This is a genomic window from Legionella sainthelensi, from assembly GCF_900637685.1.
GTDB classification, from domain to species: Bacteria; Pseudomonadota; Gammaproteobacteria; order Legionellales; family Legionellaceae; genus Legionella; species Legionella sainthelensi.
The window spans coordinates 2,025,267-2,045,219 of sequence record NZ_LR134388.1 but is presented as its reverse complement, the minus strand read 5'-3'; the positions used below and the strand labels follow the sequence as shown (position 1 = coordinate 2,045,219).

Sequence of the window (19,953 nt, the reverse complement as noted above, 5' to 3'; positions counted from 1 at the left end):
TAAGTTTTTTCAACATGTAAGCAGCATCAAATGAAAATTTTAAATCTAAAGATCGTCGAATAGGTACTTTATTTCAATTGAACTGCAAGTAGTTCTTATTATTAGTTAAAAGGATAAAAAAAGTAACTTCATGCTTATTATAAAACATATTAGTAATATAGGAGTTAGGTATCAATTGAAACTGTCGAATGATGGAGAGATTTATTTTTCCTTGTAATTTTATAGTAAAAATCATTTGTTTGGCCTTTTCTGACTCTATCCATTTCATAATGAGTGCATAAGCACGATCAGGATAACAGGCCACGTCTGACAAGACCCAATCATATTTTCGATCTAATTGCATTGGATCTAGGGCAAAAGCACTTTGTTGTAAATAGTTGATATTTGGTAATTGTGCGATCTTAGGATCGAGAGGGGCTTTATCAACAGCAGTCACATGGGTCCCTAATGACTGCATGACATATGTCCATCCCCCTGGTGATGCACCTAAATCTAAAGCTGTATCTCCTGGTCTTGGATATTGTCCCAACAAAGTGAGCGCTTCCCATAATTTTAAGTAAGCACGATTAGGTGGGTTAATTTTATCCTCAATAAAATAGCATTTTCCTTGAGGCCATTTTTTAAATCTTTTTGTAGTGTATATCAATGTATTTTTATCTAATAAGCTAAAAGCGCCTATAGATGGAATTTTTTCTTGAACTGGAAAATGGCGAACAAGAGCGGGGGGTTGACGTAATTGTTCTTCAATTAGTCGTGATCGTCGTACATGAGAAATAGGATGCAAGTACCAAAATTTTCCCTTTTGGCGAAGGATTTTTGCTGCCTCTGAAATAGACTCAAATGTTGCGAGTTCGGGGTCTAACCAAATATCTTGAGCAAAGCAAACATCAGTTTTTTTCTGCGCTGAAAAAACCAAATCGTCACAACGAAATAAAACATTATTTAATTCTTCGCAAAGTAGAGAAAGAAACTCAGGTTTAGTTACATAAACTGCATCAAAATTTTTATCCATGAAAAAACCTAATTGGATTAAAAAATTAAGCTATCATAACATTGTGACATTTTATTAAAAGAAGATATTAATATGTTGTAATGAGCTCATTAAAAATAAATAAGCTTATAGAGTTAGAACGTCACTGATTTCGAACTATTTAGTGATGAAAAAGATGTGAAGTCCTTTTCATCACTATATAAATTACTTAATATAAACGGTGCTTGCAGCAGGACCATCATTGCTTCTTGCTTCAATAAATGATACTCGAAAACCTACTTCTAACTTATCGAAATCATAATCGATTACACTTTTGCTTGTAAAACGAAGTCTTCTGCCATCAACGGTTTCAATAAATCCATAGTCCGCTATAGGAGCAATTTCGCGAATGCGACCTTCGGGTGGTGATTCATGATGTTTTACTTCTCCTCGTTGTTTATGAACATATTTCTTTAGTTGGCGGGTCAGAGCAAGAAATGCATCTCTTACAGCAACATAGACATCTTCATGGGCATGGTTTTCAGGTAGATCGCGGTTGGCTACTAACTCTGCACCTGGCACAATCAGATCGACACGAACATGAAATATTTTTCCTTTGTTATGATGATGATGGGTTTCAATACTTACTTTGCAACTCAAAATACGGTCAAAGTATTTTCCTAATTTTTGGGCATGTTTATACGCACTACTCTCAATAGCCAAGGAGTGCTTCAAATTATTAAATACTATTTGTATAGGAAAATGTACTGAATTATTCATTTATATAACTCCTTATCTCACATACAATTATATTGTATGAAGTTGTTAACACTAGGTTCTTTGTTTGGCTTCCTTTTGTTGTTGAGGTTTAATGACATCAATTACTTTAGCCATGTTTTCTGCCAGAATTTCAATAAAATCATCTAGAGTAATAATTCCAACAAGTGTTTTATCGTTATTAATAACCGGGAGACGACGTATTTTTTTTGAATGCATTAATTCTAAAGCATCCAATAAGTTATCATTTTCAAAGACACTGCTAAAAGGCTCTGTGATAATATCTTTAATAAGTAGAGATTCGGGGGCTATTCCTGCTGCCATGACTTCAATGACTAAATCACAATCAGTGACGATACCTATAGGGGCTTTTTTATTTTTTTGCTCTTCAAGCAAAACTAAATCACCAATGTGATACTGGCGCATGAGTTCTGCAGCATTCTTTACTGATTCATTGCAATTGATGACTACTACATCCCTGTTACAGTATTCTCCAACTATCATAAGATCTCCCCAAAATAATCATTGTTTTAGTTTTGATTAATACACGCATTATTGAGCTGCGAGTGTTTCTAATTTTAAACCGCAATTCATTGCGGGGGATGGTAAAGAAATAGCTTCATTACTGTACTAAGTATAGTATATAAAACCAAGGTGGACAGAATAATCCCCTCAAGTCTCATTGTTTGCATGATTAATTAATAGAAATTTCCTAAAAATCAACTATATTAATAATAAATAATACTTGTTTAAATAAAGTAGAAAACGTTCTTAAACTTTAAATAAAAAGGAATGACAAAAATGTTAACAGGAGTTTTTATATTTTTATTGATTGCTATTGTTTCGGGATATCTAGGATATAAAGGAACTGATCCAACAGTGATACGCAATGCAAAAATGGTTTTTTATATTTCTTCAATTATTTTTTTCATATTACTTATTACCTACTTCTTTTATCCAGCAGCACCACCACCTCCAGCTGTAACTAAAAATCCCCTTGTGTAAACTTGAGACATAGATGATTTAGTTGCACGTCTTAGACAAAGTACTATGTTGTCTATAAAAATCGGAGGGTTGCTTGTCAATATAACCTAAGTAGATATTGAATTAACATTAGGTTCTTTTTTGCAAAATTTAAAATGAATTAATAGTTGATTACTCAAGAAAAATAATGTGCCTAATCCCAATGAAAAAAACAGATTTTTTTTGATTAAATTTAAAATAAAAAAGATGAGTACTGCTCGTGAAAACTCTATAGTAATGATTTTTTTACCATTCGCCACCGCCCCAAGTCCATAAAGGGTAGATAAGATTAGTATCCCCATTAACCATGAGATTATTACATGGGGATTAAAAATGAAAGATAAATATCCATATAAAATAATCGCAAATGAAATATTCATAAGCATGTATAATCGAGGCGATTGATTGCTTTTGTGGCAAGCAATTTGCCTTGCAACGGAGGAATGTTGTTGTTTTAAACGATCAAGAATCCACTCTGGCGGCATAAAAAAGGCGCGAGCAACATCCAGTTTGCTTTGTAAGCCTTTGCCATAATATAAAACATCCTTGATGACTTTGATATTTGCATAAAAAGGATTCCATGAATCTAATGGTTCTGTAACCCCATATTCAGAAGGAATATTTTCTGGTTCGAAGGTTCCAAACAACTTATCCCAGATAATCAAGCTACCAGCATAATTTTTATCTATGTACTGTGGGTTTTTGCCATGGTGTACTCGGTGATGAGAGGGGGTATTAAATATTTTTTCAAACCATCCCATCTTTTTTATAGATTGTGTATGAATCCAAAATTGATAAATTGTATTTAAGGACGACACAGTAACAAACATAAAAGTAGGAAAACCAATTAAGGCCAAAGGGAGATAAAAACCCAAGATGTTAAAGTCTGAAAATAGCCCTGACGTAACGCAACAGTTAAATTGTAATATTCGCTTTGGTGATGGACGGAATGACCTATCCAAAAAAAATTACATCGGTGGCTTGCGCGATGAAACCAGTAATAACAGAAATCAACGCTGAGCCAAAGCATAAACCAGGCGACAAAAGAATGGGGACTAATATGAAAATATGCATGGTGTTCGTATAAATAATAGTAACTGAAAATAATTAATCCTCTAACAGGTAATGATGCAATTTCTTCCAAAATACCGCTGCTTAAATTATTTATAGAATCATTGAATTGAAATGCATTGCTCTTTTTGTAATAAGCGACGAGTATTTCAATGCCTATTAAAATTAAGAAAATAGGTGCAGCAAAAACGGTTAAGTTAATATCCATCTTAATCCTTTAATTGTTTGCTCATTAAGCCTCATGGATTGTCGTCATCGATTTATACGCCTCTAAAAAAGCCTATATTCGGCTTTATAACCCATACAAATGGGTAAATGCGCAACAGAGTTAATATTGTATTTAATAGGGGGTTCCGAAGGTAAAATATCTAATGAATGATTATTGATAAAACAGAAATCAATCCCAAAGTTCTTTGCTCCATGACCATCACTTACTATTGAATCGCCAACCATTAACATGGAGTGTTTTTCAATACAATGTTGTCGTTTGCTAACAATTTCTGCTATGGCAATTTCAAAAATTTTTATATCAGGCTTAGCAACCCCGATCTCGCTAGAAATAATATAACAATCAAACCAATTTGATAACTCAAGTTGTTGGTGCTTTTGCGCTTGTGTTTCCTTAAAACCATTTGTAATAATACCTAAAAAATGACCTTTTTGATGTAAGAACTCAATAGCAGCCTTTACATAAGGCAACCAATATGCATGTGCACAAAGATTTTTTTCATATTCGCTCGCTATTTCCTCGATAGGGGTGGGGCACGAAATCTTTTGATTGAGATGTGCAAAACGTAATAGCCTTACCTCACTAGAGCTAAGCGAGTTGCCAACTTGATGCCATAACTGGGTATTGATTTCTTTATATAACTGTTCAAAAACAGCGTATTCCACTGACGTATAAAATTGATTGTAAATACTGATTAATCCCATTCGCTCAGAATAAGAAAAATCGATTAAAGTATCATCTAAATCAAATAGAATAACTTGATAAGACATTAATGACTCCTCCTAGTCATTTTACATCCAAAAATGTAAGTACCAGCTCACTATATATTTTCCCCAAAACAAACATATTAATCCGCTTATACATAAAAAGGGACCAAAGGGAATGGCTGTCTCTTTTGTTTTACCTTTTGAATACAAATATAATAGGCCAATAATTGTACCACTAATTGAGGAAAGAAGTAGAATTAAAGGTAAGTATATCCAGCCTAACCAAGCGGCAAACGCAGCAAGTAATTTAAAATCACCATTCCCCATACCTATTTTACCAGTAAATAAGTAGAATAATTTTATAAACAACCACATTCCCAGATAGGCGATTGCCGCACTCAGCACTGCTTGAGATATAGGTGTAAATAAGTTGGCAGTATTGGCGATTAACCCCAACCACAATAAGCTTAAGGTAAGGCAATCGGGTAATATTTGATGATCCAAATCAATAAAAATTAAACAAATTAAAATCCATATAGCCATTAATGCAAAAAGCAATTGTATCGTAAATCCAAAATGCCAACTTGCATACAGGGAAAGAAGCATGGTACTTAATTCAATTAAAGGATAACGGATTGGAATAGGGCTTTTGCATTGATAACAACGCCTACGCAAAAAAATGTAGCTTAAAATAGGGATGTTTTGCCATGCTTTTACCATCGCTTTGCATGAAGGACAAAATGATCGGGGGAAAAATAAATTAATTTTAGGTTCTTTATCTTCTTTAATTCCCATTAATTCATTATATTGTTGCCGCCACTCGATTTCGAGCATTATAGGCAAGCGGTATATAATCACGTTAAGTAAGCTTCCTACAGTAAGTGAAAATAGTGCGATAAAAAGATACATCAACCATGTATTATGAGTGATTAAATCATATACCATCAAACAGACCTACCTACAGTTAAGTCTGGGTTTTCAGTGAAAAATCCCCAGAAAGTAATACAAAATCTAGGACTCGCTTCGCGATGCCTAGGCTATTAATAAGAAACTCTTATATTGCCGCTCCTAATTTAAATATTGGCAAGTACATTGAAACCACAAGGCCTCCCACTAGAACTCCTAAAATAGTCATAATTATAGGTTCTAGTAAACTACTGAGCGAGTCTACAGCATTATCAACATCTTCTTCATAAAAATCAGCAACTTTGCTTAACATTCTTTCTAATGCACCTGATTCTTCGCCTATGGCAACCATTTGAATTACCATATTGGGAAATAGGTGAGTATTTTCCATAGCTTTATTCATTTGTTGTCCAGTAGAAACTTCATCTCTGATTTTATTTGTTGCGTTAGAAAAAATAATGTTTCCTGTGGCACCTGCTACTGATTTGAGTGCTTCAACCAAAGGCAGTCCTGCAGCGAAGGTAATTGATAGTGTTCGTGCAAAACGCGCAATCGCAGCTTTCTCAATAATGGGGCCAATTACAGGTATTTTTAAGAGGGTTTTATCGACATTTTGAGCAAACTGCGAAGAGTGCTTTACTGCATAAATAAAAGCGTAAACAGCTCCAATTAATGAGCCAAAAATAAGATACCAATAGGATTGGAAAAAATTAGAAAGGTTTACTACTGCTTTTGTCATCATGGGTAAATCTGCCCCAAAACCTTTAAATAATGCCTCAAACTGAGGCACCACAAAAATCAGTAATCCGGCAGTAACAATAATAGCTACCACGATCACGGCTATAGGGTAGGTTAATGCTTTTTTGATTTTCTTTTTTATGGTTTCTATTTTTTCTTTATAAGTAGCAATTTTATTTAGCATAGTATCGAGAGAACCTGATTTTTCGCCAGCATCGACTAAATTGCAAAATAAATCATTAAAATGAGAGGGATGCTTTTTTAAGGACTCAGAAAGTGTTAAGCCTGTTTCCACATCATGCTTAATCTGCTCAATTAACTCTTTGAGACGTTTGTTCGTTTGTCCTTTTGCTACAATATCAAAAGATTGTACTAAAGGGATACCTGATTCAATCATTGTCGCCAATTGACGGCTAAACACAGTAATATCTGAAGATTTAACTTTTCTGCTTTTTCGTTTTAAAAATGGGGCTCGCTTTTTGACAATCTTACTAATAGTAATCCCTTGTTTACGTAGTTCAACTTTAGCTAAAGCAATGCTTCTCGCTTCTATATCCCCATTGATTTTTTGAGAAGCTTTATTAATTCCTGTGTAATGAAAAGTTAACGTGGTATTTGCATTTTTTTTCATTTTTTTATGTAGTTAATCAACGGTTACCCGATTGACCTCCTCTATAGTTGTAATACCGTGTTTTATCTTTTCAAGCCCAGATTGGTAAATAGTCAGCATGCCTTCGTCTTGAGCCGCTTTTAGAATATCAAGAGCATTACCCCCTGACATGATTAACTGGCCGATGGTTTTAGTCATAGGCAATACTTCAAATAATCCAATTCTTCCTCGGTATCCACCGGAACATTTATTACAACCAACCGCTTTGTATAACTTAATTTCTTGTACGTCTGCTTCTGTAAATCCTAATTCGAGTAATCCAGATTTAGTGAAGTCATCTCTTAAAATTTTACAATGCTCGCATAATTTACGAGCCAGACGCTGCGCAATAATGAGGGTGACGGAGCTGGTAATATTAAAAGTTGGAATTCCCATATTCACCAGACGATTTAACGTTTCAGAAGCACTATTCGTATGTAAGGTCGAAAGTACTAAATGTCCCGTTTGTGATGCTTTAACTGCTATTTCTGCAGTTTCCAAGTCACGTATTTCTCCCACCATAATGATGTCCGGGTCTTGGCGTAAAAAAGATCGTAGGGCATTCGAAAAGGTTAATCCCGCCTTAGGATTAATGTTCACTTGATTAATGCCAGGCATTTTGATTTCTACAGGATCTTCAGCAGTCGAAATATTCACTTCCTTGGTATTAAGTATATTTAATGCCGTATACAACGTAACGGTTTTACCACTTCCTGTAGGACCAGTAACCAAAATCATACCTTGTGGGCATTGAATTGCATGGACAAAATGCTCTCTTTGCAGAGGGCTAAAGCCTAAGGCTTCAATACCTAATTTAACAGAACCTGGGTCAAGAATACGAGTGACCACTTTTTCACCAGCAATAGTAGGGCAGGTGCTAACCCTAAAATCGATAGTTCTTGATTTAGATAATTTCATTTTAAAAGCGCCATCTTGTGGAATACGTCTTTCAGAAATATCCAAACAAGACATAATTTTGATGCGGGCAGTAATTCTGGCTGCTAATCTTGCAGGTGGCGTTGCTATTTCATGTAAAATTCCATCTTGGCGGTATCGTATACGATATTCTTTATCATAAGGCTCAAAATGAATATCAGACGCTCCTTGTTTAATGGCATCAAGAAGAATCTTATTGACAAATTTAACGATTGGAGCGTCCTCTGTTATGGAAATTGGCGCATTGAGCTCATGCTCTTCATCTTCATTAATAATGAGTCCATCCATCTCATTAGTATCACCAACAAACTCGGATAAGCATTGGTTTTCTTTAGTGGTGAGCAACTGATCAATTAGAACATTGAGCTTATCTGCTTCTACGACGATGGCATAAGTATTTAGTCCAGTTTGAAATTGGATTTCTTTCAATGAGGTTTGATTGCTTGGATCTTCAGTGGCTAAATATAAAAGATTTCCTCGACAAAATAACGGAAGCATTGAATGACGACGGATTAAGGTCTCATTTACCAAAGTTGTGGGAAGTGTTTCTATATCAATACAATCGAGATCCAGCATAGGCACGCCAAAATTTTGTGAGGCTGTGCTGGCAATTTGTGTTGCAGATAATATATTGTTTTTAACAAGATATTGGACTAAAGAAATTTTTTCAGCATCGGCAAGCTTATAGAACTCTATCGCCTTAGATTTTTCTAGAAGTTTTTCCAAGACAAAAAGCTGGCCTATACCATATAATTTAAAATCATTGCTTCCTAACATAAATTCCATTTAGCGTTATAATAATATTAACTATAGTTAATGCATTCAACAAAAGCACGGGTTTTAATCAAGACGAGATGATTCATTTTATTTGGCAAGAAAAGAGACATGAAAAAAATTCATTCTAAACTCTATCAAAAAGTGCGGGCAAATGGAGGCATATTGGCAATTCTAACTCCCTATAACTCGCTCTTTATGTACTGAAGCTTTCATAATCACTTACTGAAAAGTCATATTTAACGCAATTATTAATCAGGGATTATGTTTGTTCAAGTATGACTATGGAGCTCGTGATCAAAGGCAGCTTACCAACGAAGTGAATCTATTTGAACCAATAATAGGTTCCTTCAAAGCTGGACGCAAATAAAATTGATTGTCTGTACCTAAAACTCGTTGTATTGTAGTTTAATTCAGGATTAACTATTTTAAAAGGCATTATTTTGTTGATTGAACATCAAATAAAACAATATCGCGCCCTGAATACATGGTTTCATTCGCCTTTGGGGCATTTTGTTGCCCATGAGTTTTTGGTTAATCTCGACTCTACAATGGAATATTCATATGGTGAGATATTATTGCAATTAGGAAATTGCGGCGATAATCCCTGGTTAAAGAAATTTAACTACCTGCATAAATGGATTGCTTCTCCCTTTTATTTGGGCAACAAAAAATCCCAAATAGAATGTGCTTTAAATCAACTTCCTTTAGATCGTAATAGTATAGATTGTATTATTGTCCCACTTACACTAGAGACTTTCGGGAGCAGTCTTAGTCTTATTGATGAAATTGATCGTGTACTTAGTCCTATGGGTTTTGTTATTTTATTAGGTATTAATCCTTGGAGCTTGTGGGGTGGCGCCATGAGGATGGGATTGCTCCATTGTTATAGCGATCTCAAAGTTAAAATGCGTACTCCTTTTAATCTTAATAGGATATTTTTACAAAGAGGTTATCGACAATACTCTCTAAGTAGTTTTTGCTATATTCCTCCAGTGAGTAATCCTACTCTCATTAAAAAATTCACTTTTTTAGATGAAATAGGAAAAATGCTGTGGCCGTTTCCCTCTGGATTTTATTGTTACATTGCACAAAAATATCAACTCATCGAGCCATCACTACAGATAAAATTAATAAATAAACCAATAAAAGATTATGAAGCACCATTACAGCCAATTTAATTGGAAAATTTCATTTGCAATTGATTGAATTGCTTCTGTGTTTTAACTAATCTTTTGGTTTTAGGTTCATATTAAACGGGCTAGGGCTTTTTAATTCGGATAATGTCGGAGCATCTATTTCCACTGATGCATTAGATTGACTTCGTTGCGAAATGGTAACATCAAATGTTTTTAAATCATTCATTAATGCACTTTGTTCCGCGCTACCAAAAGATGCTTGTCTAATATCTAGTTTTAAATTTTCATCAATCGCTTTTTGGCTTCCTGTATAAAATTTACCGTTTCCAGGAGAAAAGACATAATTATCTTTTGGCGAAAAAACAATATCACTCATAAATACAATACTTATTGGCGTTATTCTACCACAACAAAATGGCTGATGCTTTTGAACCTCATGCTCATAAAATCTTTTTTCCTGATGTTCATTCTGAAAAGAGAGGATAGGGGGATGCTGAAGAAGGAGTTGTTCACGTTGTTTTTTTATTCCTTCATTATTTTCAAAAGCAATACATTCTGATTTAAAATGATCGATGAAATCTGATTGTTGTGGACCTAGTGCTAGATTTTGAAAAAAAATCATTTTATTTAAAGGAACTACTTCTGCTTGCAGTTGTGGTGTCATATACATTGCCTCAATGAGTAACATCTTATCTTCATCTAAGAAATTAAAATAATTCTTGATCATTTAAAGATTAGCATGTATGTAATGAAATGCGAGTTACAGACCATGATTACAAAGGATAAGATATTATATATCATATAACTGAGTTAATTTAATTTGAACAGAGTACCTGTGTTTTTGTATACTTCGCATTCTCATAAGATAAGGTTAGTTTTATGAATAAGAAAACAATATTCAAAATCACTTTTGCTAATCAAGAAGCAATTTATGAAATTTATGCTCGCTCGGTAAAGGAAAGTGATCTGTTTGGGTTTCTTGAAGTTGAAGAACTCGTGTTCGGTGAGCAAACCTCATTGGTTGTGGATCCTTCTGAAGAGCGGTTAAAAATTGAATTTAATGGTGTAAAACGAACTTTTATTCCTATGCACTCAATTTATCGCATCGATGAAGTAACCAAACAAGGAACAGCCAAAGTCAAAGATAATCCAGGCTATGGCAGCAAAGTTAGCCCTTTTCCTGGAACAGGGAAAATAAAAGAGTAATAAATATTTAGCGAGAACCAATTTTGCCTAGAGGATTTACAATGACTATTCCAGATAAAATCAAAGATGTTTATGAGAAATCAACTTGCTTGTATACGACAAATGAGGTTGAAGCTGCGCTTGATCGAATGGCGATTAATATTCATAAAGAATTACAAGCTGAAAATCCAGTACTTGTTTGTGTTATGGTAGGTGGTTTGGTTCTTTTAGGTAACTTATTACCACGTTTAGATTTTCCTTTAGAAGTGGATTATGTCCACGCAACTCGTTATCGAGGTGGCTTAGTCGGTAATGAAATAGTTTGGAAAGTAAAGCCCTCAGAGAATTTGAAAGGACGGACAGTTCTTGTTGTTGATGATATTCTTGATGGAGGCGTAACTTTGGCATCAATTATTTCTGAAATAAAAGCTTTAGGTGCTGCAAAAGTATACAGTGCTGTTTTAGTAGACAAATATCGCAAGCGCGTAACCAATGGATTATCAAAGGCTGATTTTGTTGGTTTAGAGGTAGAAGATCATTATATATTCGGTTATGGTATGGATTACAACGAGTACCTTCGCAATGCACCCGGTATTTTTGTAGTGCATCCAGATCACGAATAATCTGTTAATGCGATTAGGCATTAGGTTAAGCAGCAATGTTCAAATTGCTGCTTAGGATGCTTCATCAGAGCGAATGCAATGCATTAATAGTTTTGTTCACTATTCTTTATAAAACAATTTTCTTGAATCCACTCATGCAATTTTCTTACAAGATAATTTGCAACTTCATCTTCAGACATCTCATGACTTAACCTTTCACAAATATCCATAAACGGCGCTTCTTGTATTATTGCATTGAGCATGGTTAGTTCAGTAAAATCCAGCTCACGGTATAGCACTTCAAGTTGACGACGCCATATCAAGATAAATTGAGGATTTTTAAGTTTCTTGGGAATGGGAGTTGACTTATTACTACGTGACGCTTTAATAAAAGAAAGACTATTCCAATGCATGATAAGTACTTTACATGAAGGATGCAGATAAAATTTCATTTCTGGCCATTGATTTAATGGTAAAGATTGCAAATCAGCTACAGATAATAAATGTGCATCACGAGCCACAATAGCTTGATATTCAGCCCATTCAAATTCCGCAATTTCAGCTAAATGCGGTTTTTTCTTATAGGGTAAAGTTTCTCTTAGAAATTGGCTGAGATTTTCCCCAAAATTATTGAGTGAATAGTTGTATGATGGATATGCATGAGTATAATTTCTGCTCATCTGACTGAACGTTCTTTCACTCATTACCAACGCTAATGTACTATAGTCACTCATTAATGCTTCTTCTAATCGCGCATAAAAGCCATCGGTATAGATAGCTACTCTGTCTGAAATAGATCCTTTGGGTGGAGAATCAAGGTAAGGACTAATAAGTGGTTGAGAAGTTAGAATAGAGTCTTGTAATAAGGTATGTAATTCAGTTGGTTTCATAGACTAAATCCGTTTTTTCAATCAATAAATTACTTATTTTAATTGCTTTTGCATGTTCTAATTCTTGCCATAACTCTTCAAATGGTGGAATATGATCATCACGCTCAATCATCGTTGATACGTCGCCAAAACGCTTAATTGCTTGGGCGTATAGCTCCCAGACTTCTGTTATGACTGGATGATCATGTGTATCAATAATGTAATCGCCGCAATTCAAATGTCCCGCTAAATGAAACTGGCGTACGCGATCAATTGGAATATTCTGTAAATAGGTTTCGGGATTAAAGCCATGATTATAGGAGCTTACATAAATATTATTTAAATCTAATAAAATGAAACAATCCGCATGCGTGGCTATTTCAGAGAGAAATTCCCATTCCGTCATTTCAGACTCTTTGTAATTGATATAACTGGATACATTTTCGAGCAATATTGGTTGCTGGTAAAAATCCTGTACGAATTTAACTCGTTCAACAATATGCGTAATGTTTTTTTCTGTATAAGAAAGTGGTAGTAAATCATGCATATTACGTTGATGTACACCAGTCCAGCATAAGTGATCAGAAATCCATATTGGTTGAATTCTATCTGCTAGCTGTTTTACTTTCCTAAGATATTCAAGGTTCAGAGGATCTGTACTACCAATTGATAGTGACACACCATGCATCACAATAGGATAGTTTTCTCGCACTTTATCTAAGTAATAAAGAGGGTTCCCCCCATCAACCAAGTAATTTTCGGTGAGGATTTCAAACCATTCTACTTTCGGGGTGTGCTCTAAAATATAACTATAATGCTCTGCTCTTAAACCTAATCCCATTCCTAAAGATGAATTTTTGTTAAGATGAGCTTGTGTGCTTTTTTCCATCTGTTTTTTCCTGGATGGGAGATTTATTGTTATAGGTGAATTGATGTCTTAAATAAGACATCAATTCACGTGACCTATTATGAGTTAGAGCTATTTTTCGCGTTGCACTTATTAGAACCTTTACAGCTGTTTTTACCGTTGCAATTGTTCTTACTACTACAACTGTTCTTTGCTAAGTTGGTAGGCGAGTTAGTGTTAGTCCCATTATTGTCCAGGGAAGAAGAGGCATAAACGCCTGAGGTAAACAACGCAGCAGCTGTAGCGGCAATAATTAAGCTTCTTTTTTTCATTTCAATCTCCATATAATGAAACAGCCAAGGAAACAGCCAAGGAAACAGCCAAGGAAACAGCCAAGGAAACAGCCTCTTAATAATAGTTGAACGATAAATGAAGTACAAGTATACATGGATTGTGCTCACCTGGAGCATGTTGCTGTGATCCAGTTACGAAAAGAAGTGATAAAAGTCAATAGTGGTATTATTGATAAATAAACTAAAATTTGTCGAATACTTTCATGCGCTTGTTTTGAGCGATAATTCTGCTTGCCATAATTTTTGCCATACATTCATGAAATTGTCCTATTATTTCGGGGGTGATTACTGAATGTTTTTGGATGAGTTCAATGTCAATTTCATAAATGATAGTTACTTGCGATGCGATTAAGGTAGCGCTTTGTTTTTTATTGGTATACATAGCGATTTCACCTAAAATGTTTCCTGAATCAACAGTAAGTATTAGTTTATGTCCAACATAAACTAATACTTGTCCGCGATGAACAAGTAGTACATTTGAAGCTTTTTCCCCTTCCTTACAAATAAGAGCAGCCTCCTCATACTAACTGGGCTGGATATTTTCTTGAATAACTTTTATGAGTTCTGCGGAAAAGCCAATATCTGATAATTGGTTTTAAAGGGTTAGATCTTGCAAATGAAGACGTGGATATTTATCAATCAATTGATTTTCACACCATTGAAAAGCTTGCTCACGATCTTAAAAAACATCAACCAATTTGTATCTTTTTCTAAATTTAATAGATTAGTGATACTTTCATGCATATTGTCATTAATTGAGCAAAATGACAAATTTTATTTCATTTTTTAAGGCCAATTGTTTTAAGTTTTTAAATAAAATAACTATTGAGGAATCGATATTAGTGGTTAATTCAAAATCTAGAATAATGTAATCAATATGAGATAATTTCTCTATTGTTTTAGTAATGTTATATACCGACCCAAAAAATAAAAATCCTTGTAATTTAAAATACTGAATCTTGTCTCTATGCTGTGCTAATATTTTATTTAGAGTGGGTTTTCTTATAAAAGATGAATGAAAGATAGCCCCTGAAAATTGGTGTTTAATAGGGTTCACCATGCGGTAACGAAAGGCAAAAAGTATAGTGGAAATAATAATGCCTAATCCTACTGCAACAATGATGTTAAAAAATATAGATGTAGCAACGATAAGTAAAATAATAGAATATTCAGAGACACTTACTACTTTCCATGTCGCTATAAGCCAATCATATAAAAAGTAAATCCAGAAATAAAAGTAGTCAGACCTATTATGATTAGCGTAGTCGTAAAAATAACCTCTGTGCTCGTTCCTCCTGGTAAGTTTTGATAGATAATAATTGCTAAAGTGGCATATAGAATGGCTGCTTCATCTTGGAACTGGGCGATTGCATAATTAATTTTCGAACGTAATAAACTATTTGCTCCAATGATAATCAATGATAGGATAAATAAATTGATTATCACTGGAACATAATTGTTTAAAATACCTTGATAAATAATTGAGGAAAAAGCAATTATAGAAATAATATTATCAATGCCTATGATCAATCCTGCCATAGCTGCCGTGATAAATTGGCTGCGAGTCATTCATATCATCCTAGTTGCTTCTCCTATTTTGAGAGTAAGATATTTTGTGGGTTTCAGCAAATTTATTATTTAGTATGAGAAAAGGTTCTTTTTCTAGAAAGAGTATTTATGGAACCAAGTTTTATGAATTTTGTTTTCATCTAAAATTCGGTTCCTCTATGCTCAAAATACTCACAGTGCAAGTTAATGATATGAATAAGTTTTTTCTTCTTCATCGTTGTGCAAGTCAACTACAAAAGAGGAGCTAAAAAAAAATTGCTTTAGGGGCGGAGGATCAAGCTTACCTTTCTTGTCTAACCCCTTTTTTGCCATGTTTCTCACATCAGTAGTAACGGCATGAGCACTGAGAAACTCTAATTGGTGGAACATTAATTTTTGTCGCGTCTCATCATATTTATCCCAACTATTAAATTTTTCTGTCAAATTAGCTGCTAATGTGGGATTTATTTTTTCTAACTGCAAAATAACATCAACAATTAATTGATAGCCTTGACCTGAGGTAGCATGAAAACCATAAGGGTTTTTAATAAATGTACCCAATAATGCACTGACTTTATTAGGATTAGATAAATCAAAAGCTGGATGTGACATCAATTGAGTTACATGCTTCCCTACGCTTTTTGTATGCGCTGCTGCTTGAACATTAAACCAATAATTAACCGCACTTACATCATTTTGCCAATAATGATAATAGCTCTCAAGAAGAACGTCTGATTTATTGCTGTTGTGCTGGAGTAATAAATTTAATGCAGACATACAGTCTGTCATATTTTTACCTAGTGAATTATTAAATTGTTCAATTAATTCTTGCTCTGTTTTTTCTGGTTGTACAGAGAACAGATAATCATGATACACATGCTTTAAACGCCGTAGACCTGCAGCAAAAATATCAAATGACTCAAATGGTGAGTTTCCAGGTATAGGTAACTCACCCAGATTTTTTTGCATACGTAAGAAGTCTTCCTTTAATTCTGTTGCAAGTTGACTTTGTATTAATTGACGAGCCTGTAAGATTTTTTCAAAATCCTGATTTTGTAATTCAGCAAATAAAGCCTCTTCTGAAGGTATGGTTAAGAGTTCTGCAAGTAACCAATAATTTAAGGAGTGAGTACTTTCATTCAGCAAGTTACGATACACCTGAAAAAACTGAGACTCAAGTATCATTGATTTACCTAAACAATAATCGTTCACCATGCCTATGATCAATTTTTTTGCCGCTTCACATCGATTATAAGCATTTGTATCATGTTGGATTAATAAAAATAATTGCTCTGTGCTGTAAGTAAAGTCAAGAGAAATAGGTGCTGAAAAACTGCGTAATAAAGATGGGGTAGGGCGAGAATTGATATTATCAAAATGAAACTCCATCTCAGGTTTATCCACCGTGATGAGAGTATCATTTAGAATTTCTACGCCATCATTATTGAGTAATCCTATTACAATAGGTATTGGTCGTTCTTTACTGTCCTTGGTTATAAATTTTAAAGTATATCGTTTTGTTTCCGAATCATATCCGTCAGTAACAGTTACTTGCGGAATGCCTGATTCAGTAAACCACTTTAAAAAAGGATGCATATCTTTTTCGGTGTATGTGCTTAATGAATCCAGTGCATTTTCTAAGGTAACCGCGTCACCGTCATGCGTTTTTAAAAATTGAGTCATGCCAGCATAAAAATCTTTTTCGCCTAAAGAAAGCATTATCATGCGAAAAATATCAGCACTTTTTTCGTAAGCTGCAGGAGTATAGAGGCTTCTCACATTAGTATATGTGTCTTGGCGTGGGGCACGTTCATCGAGATTTTTACCGTCAAGAATACGGATTAAATCGGTACCAAACAAATGTTCCCGAAACATAGCCGCCCGAAATGTCGTTAATCCCTCTTTAAAGGGTAAGTTAAACCAGTCTCGAATAGTAACACGATCTCCTGACCAATAATGAAAATACTCATGGGCCACCACTTCTAATACGCGTAAAATATCATTATCAATTCGCGTTTCGGGAGTTGCAAATAAATTTGCAGTATTAAATAGATTTAATCCAGTTGGCTCAGAAGCTCCGGATGCATATTTATCAACACCAGCAACCATATGTTGAGGTAAATCACATTCTAGATTAAAAATCTTTTCTTCCCAATGCATCGCCTCTTTTAATGTCTCTTTAGCAAAATCACACTTAGTCGTGGCTGTAGGAGGTACATAAAATTCAATAGGTAACATACGATCAGAACGAGTCTTAAAATAAGTTACTGATTTTTGTAGTTTTCCTGCAACTAAAGCAAAAAGATAACTGGGTTTTGGAACTGTATCCAACCAGGTCACTGAATGGAGCTCATCATTTAAGTCTTTTTGCTCTATCAGTGTTCCGTTAGAAAGCAGAACTGGATAATCTTTCTTTTTAGCGATAATAGTTGTTTTGTACGTGGCTAGATTATCTGGACGATCGTGACAATATAAAACACGTCGCAAACCTTCAGTTTCAGCTTTAACAAGAATAGTTCCTTCTGTTTCATACAAACCAAATAAATCAGTGTTTTTACCTAAACGAGCTTTGGTTTCAAGTTTAAATGGTTTTCCTGTAGGAATATTTTTGATTATCAGCGAGTTTTTTGTGATCTCATATTCTTCGAGAGAGAGTATTTTCCCATTAAGTGCAATCGATTCCAAAGTCATATTTTCACCGTCTAATTCCAAATGAACGGAGTGGGATTGTGATTTTTCATTGGGTTCAATAGTCAAACAAGCTGTTGTTTGCACTGGATTTTTAGAAAGATCAATCTCTAAATCAACATGTTTTACTAAATAATCAAGAACCTGATAGTCACTTAATCTAAATACGCCGGAATGGTTTTTCATGAAAACGTCCTAATTCATGTGAGATTCAGAAGCAACAATATAAGATCAAAATAGTTATTTCAATAGTTCTTAGAACTTTCGAGATCTCATTCAGAAGTTGTCCCTGAATAGCAGCATTTCTAGGCTTGTTGCAGATTATGAAACCATTTCGGTATGCATGATTGCTCCTATGTAATGACCGTCTGGATCAATGATAAAAGCGCCATAATAGTTGGGGTAGTAATGAGTTCGATATTTAGGTTCACCATTGCATGTAGCTCCTTGTTGCAATGCTATAGTGTAAAATTGTTCCACGGCTTTTTTATTTTCTGCAACAAAAGTAATATGGCTAAAATAATCGCTTCTTTTCCCTTCGCCAAACCAAAATTCAGGTTTATCTTGTTTACCAAACCCTGCCCACTGATTTTGTTCTTTCACCAAAGTAATGCCTAGCGGCTTTAAAATAGAGCAATAAAAATTTTTGGATCGTTCATAATTAGCAACCGTAATTCCAACATGATCAAGAATCATTCAGTATTCCCCTACGTTTATATTAAGCCCTAATTGCTCATTATCTTGCAAATTCAGGCAAAGCCAATTCAATTTACTTTAAACTCAACCAACCACCTCTTTAATGATCACTGTACTGGAGGCATAAATGGGTAAAAGAGGTGTTATTGATTTATCAAACTTAGATCAAGATTATCAGAATTACATTCAGAATTTTCAAGACAAATTTATCGGTGTTAGCTTCATCTTTGCCAGCTGTTACTTCGATTGTTTCTGGCACAAGTAATGTTGTAAAAATGACCTATGAATCAGTTGTTATAGAAAAAACGCTCCATGGTGTTCCTGATCCAAAAGCTACAAAATGAAATAAAGGCAATTCCACGGAACAAAATCCTACGCATTCAAACAGGCCTAATCTCTAACATAGACTGATAATATAAAAAATGCAGCCTTTATTTATTTAATGAATAAAGGCTAAAAGCAAATTATTGAAATCCGTGAGAAGTATTTTCACCAGGAGGTGAAATATTGGAATTTGTAATAGATTTAAATATACTTAATCGATGAGACTGACTTTTACTATTTAGCAGAGAAAACTGGAGCAAAGAATCAACCGAATTTATATCCTTAATTTCAGCACTAGCTACTATTTTTTTTGCATCTCGCACTAACATTCCAAATCCATGAGAAACATCAAGATGATTTAACTTGTTACATGCATCAATAAATCCTTGAGCAGTTTTTAATGTGCTGTAATTTTTTAGAATTACCCTCAATTGATTAAAGTTAACATTTACTTTGTAATTTAAACTTGCAAAAGTATCCATTTCTAATTGATTAAGAAATTTAATCATTGATTTTTCATTTCGGTCTATAGCTAAAAACTTTACAACTCTATCTGAACTTGGAATAAAATCAGAATTCCAGATGGGCTGATCATTACTTGATTTAAGATACAGTAGGGTGAGTCCGAAAAGATATCGTGAAAACTCGGTTAATGTGACTGAATTAGGCTCCTTATCCCCAAATTTTGAAAATGCTTTGTCAATAAGGCCTAAAAAAAACTCCATTTCCGGGTGTGCTTCTATTTTGCCAATGCACAAAAAAAGTTCTTTTAAAAAATTCTCTCCATCCTCTCTTTTTTCCTGGGGAAGCTTTTCCAATAATTGGTTCATTATCTCTAAATACCACATAAATAATCCCATCTAATTTTTAAGAGAGCATATAATAACAAAAACACATTAAGTGATTATTAATCGAACATTAT

The 19,953-nt window shown here is 34.3% G+C and carries 21 protein-coding genes and 1 pseudogene; 4 read left to right on the top strand and 18 right to left on the bottom strand.

Features of this window, described 5'->3' with window-relative positions; translation table 11 throughout:
- Positions 1-73: 73 nt before the first annotated feature.
- From EL220_RS09000 to EL220_RS08990, 3 genes are all read right to left on the bottom strand, one after another.
- Positions 74-1,012, bottom strand: a complete 939-nt coding sequence (locus EL220_RS09000; RefSeq protein ID WP_128130868.1) for an SAM-dependent methyltransferase — start codon at positions 1,010-1,012, stop codon at positions 74-76.
- 183 nt (positions 1,013-1,195) lie between these two features.
- Positions 1,196-1,750, bottom strand: a complete 555-nt coding sequence (locus tag EL220_RS08995; RefSeq protein WP_027269845.1) for an HPF/RaiA family ribosome-associated protein — start codon at positions 1,748-1,750, stop codon at positions 1,196-1,198.
- A gap of 51 nt (positions 1,751-1,801) precedes the next feature.
- The gene (locus EL220_RS08990; protein ID WP_027269846.1) at positions 1,802-2,251 is read right to left on the bottom strand and encodes a CBS domain-containing protein; all 450 of its coding nucleotides are present in this window, start codon (positions 2,249-2,251) and stop codon (positions 1,802-1,804) included.
- A 297-nt stretch (positions 2,252-2,548) separates the two neighbouring features.
- On the opposite strand from EL220_RS08990, the gene EL220_RS08985 reads away from it, so the two are divergent.
- Complete coding sequence (locus tag EL220_RS08985; protein ID WP_027269847.1) at positions 2,549-2,752, top strand: DUF1328 family protein; 204 nt, start codon at positions 2,549-2,551, stop codon at positions 2,750-2,752.
- A gap of 86 nt (positions 2,753-2,838) precedes the next feature.
- On the opposite strand, the pseudogene EL220_RS08980 reads toward EL220_RS08985, so the two are convergent.
- The 5 genes and pseudogenes from EL220_RS08980 to pilB form a co-directional block, all read right to left on the bottom strand.
- Positions 2,839-4,049: pseudogene (locus EL220_RS08980) on the bottom strand (sterol desaturase family protein).
- A 62-nt stretch (positions 4,050-4,111) separates the two neighbouring features.
- Complete coding sequence (locus tag EL220_RS08975; protein ID WP_128130867.1) at positions 4,112-4,840, bottom strand: HAD family hydrolase; 729 nt, start codon at positions 4,838-4,840, stop codon at positions 4,112-4,114.
- Between the two features lie 21 nt (positions 4,841-4,861).
- Complete coding sequence (locus tag EL220_RS08970) at positions 4,862-5,722, bottom strand: prepilin peptidase (protein WP_027269850.1); 861 nt, start codon at positions 5,720-5,722, stop codon at positions 4,862-4,864.
- Positions 5,723-5,831: 109 nt separating this feature from the next.
- Positions 5,832-7,052, bottom strand: a complete 1,221-nt coding sequence (locus EL220_RS08965) for a type II secretion system F family protein (protein WP_027269851.1) — start codon at positions 7,050-7,052, stop codon at positions 5,832-5,834.
- A gap of 12 nt (positions 7,053-7,064) precedes the next feature.
- A complete protein-coding gene (gene pilB, locus EL220_RS08960) occupies positions 7,065-8,783 on the bottom strand; it encodes a type IV-A pilus assembly ATPase PilB (RefSeq protein ID WP_027269852.1) in 1,719 nt (572 codons plus the stop codon).
- Positions 8,784-9,223: 440 nt separating this feature from the next.
- On the opposite strand from pilB, the gene EL220_RS08955 reads away from it, so the two are divergent.
- Positions 9,224-9,961: a methyltransferase domain-containing protein gene (locus EL220_RS08955; RefSeq protein WP_027269853.1), complete on the top strand. Its 738-nt coding sequence runs from the start codon at positions 9,224-9,226 to the stop codon at positions 9,959-9,961.
- A 46-nt stretch (positions 9,962-10,007) separates the two neighbouring features.
- On the opposite strand, the gene EL220_RS08950 is transcribed toward EL220_RS08955, so the two are convergent.
- Positions 10,008-10,607 (bottom strand): hypothetical protein, encoded by a 600-nt coding sequence (locus EL220_RS08950; RefSeq protein ID WP_232002721.1) that lies wholly within the window; start codon positions 10,605-10,607, stop codon positions 10,008-10,010.
- Between the two features lie 191 nt (positions 10,608-10,798).
- On the opposite strand from EL220_RS08950, the gene EL220_RS08945 reads away from it, so the two are divergent.
- Together EL220_RS08945 and EL220_RS08940 are read left to right on the top strand one after the other, a co-directional pair.
- Positions 10,799-11,125, top strand: a complete 327-nt coding sequence (locus EL220_RS08945; protein ID WP_027269855.1) for a DUF1820 family protein — start codon at positions 10,799-10,801, stop codon at positions 11,123-11,125.
- Positions 11,126-11,166: 41 nt separating this feature from the next.
- A complete protein-coding gene (locus EL220_RS08940) occupies positions 11,167-11,727 on the top strand; it encodes a hypoxanthine-guanine phosphoribosyltransferase (protein ID WP_027269856.1) in 561 nt (186 codons plus the stop codon).
- 83 nt (positions 11,728-11,810) lie between these two features.
- Here EL220_RS08940 and EL220_RS08935 read toward each other — a convergent pair whose 3' ends face one another.
- From EL220_RS08935 to EL220_RS08905, 9 genes are all read right to left on the bottom strand, one after another.
- Positions 11,811-12,596: an HvfC/BufC family peptide modification chaperone gene (locus EL220_RS08935; protein ID WP_027269857.1), complete on the bottom strand. Its 786-nt coding sequence runs from the start codon at positions 12,594-12,596 to the stop codon at positions 11,811-11,813.
- A complete protein-coding gene (gene bufB, locus EL220_RS08930; RefSeq protein ID WP_027269858.1) occupies positions 12,583-13,464 on the bottom strand; it encodes an MNIO family bufferin maturase in 882 nt (293 codons plus the stop codon). The genes EL220_RS08935 and bufB overlap by 14 nt, the downstream gene beginning before the upstream one ends.
- A gap of 77 nt (positions 13,465-13,541) precedes the next feature.
- Positions 13,542-13,754 carry a hypothetical protein gene (locus EL220_RS08925; protein ID WP_081779034.1) on the bottom strand — a complete coding sequence of 71 codons (213 nt, stop codon included), beginning with the start codon at positions 13,752-13,754 and terminating at the stop codon, positions 13,542-13,544.
- A 202-nt stretch (positions 13,755-13,956) separates the two neighbouring features.
- Entirely contained in the window at positions 13,957-14,280 is a 324-nt protein-coding gene (locus EL220_RS18895; protein WP_232002744.1) for a cyclic nucleotide-binding domain-containing protein, read from the bottom strand.
- Between the two features lie 246 nt (positions 14,281-14,526).
- Positions 14,527-14,835, bottom strand: coding sequence for an STAS domain-containing protein (locus tag EL220_RS18890; protein ID WP_027269860.1), 309 nt, complete (start codon positions 14,833-14,835; stop codon positions 14,527-14,529).
- Positions 14,836-14,972: 137 nt separating this feature from the next.
- On the bottom strand, positions 14,973-15,344 hold the full coding sequence (locus EL220_RS18885) for a hypothetical protein (RefSeq protein ID WP_027269861.1): 372 nt from the start codon (positions 15,342-15,344) through the stop codon (positions 14,973-14,975).
- Between the two features lie 183 nt (positions 15,345-15,527).
- Entirely contained in the window at positions 15,528-18,197 is a 2,670-nt protein-coding gene (pepN, locus tag EL220_RS08915) for an aminopeptidase N (RefSeq protein ID WP_027269862.1), read from the bottom strand.
- 135 nt (positions 18,198-18,332) lie between these two features.
- Complete coding sequence (locus EL220_RS08910) at positions 18,333-18,707, bottom strand: VOC family protein (RefSeq protein WP_027269863.1); 375 nt, start codon at positions 18,705-18,707, stop codon at positions 18,333-18,335.
- Between the two features lie 464 nt (positions 18,708-19,171).
- A complete protein-coding gene (locus EL220_RS08905) occupies positions 19,172-19,879 on the bottom strand; it encodes a hypothetical protein (RefSeq protein ID WP_027269864.1) in 708 nt (235 codons plus the stop codon).
- Positions 19,880-19,953 lie beyond the last annotated feature (74 nt).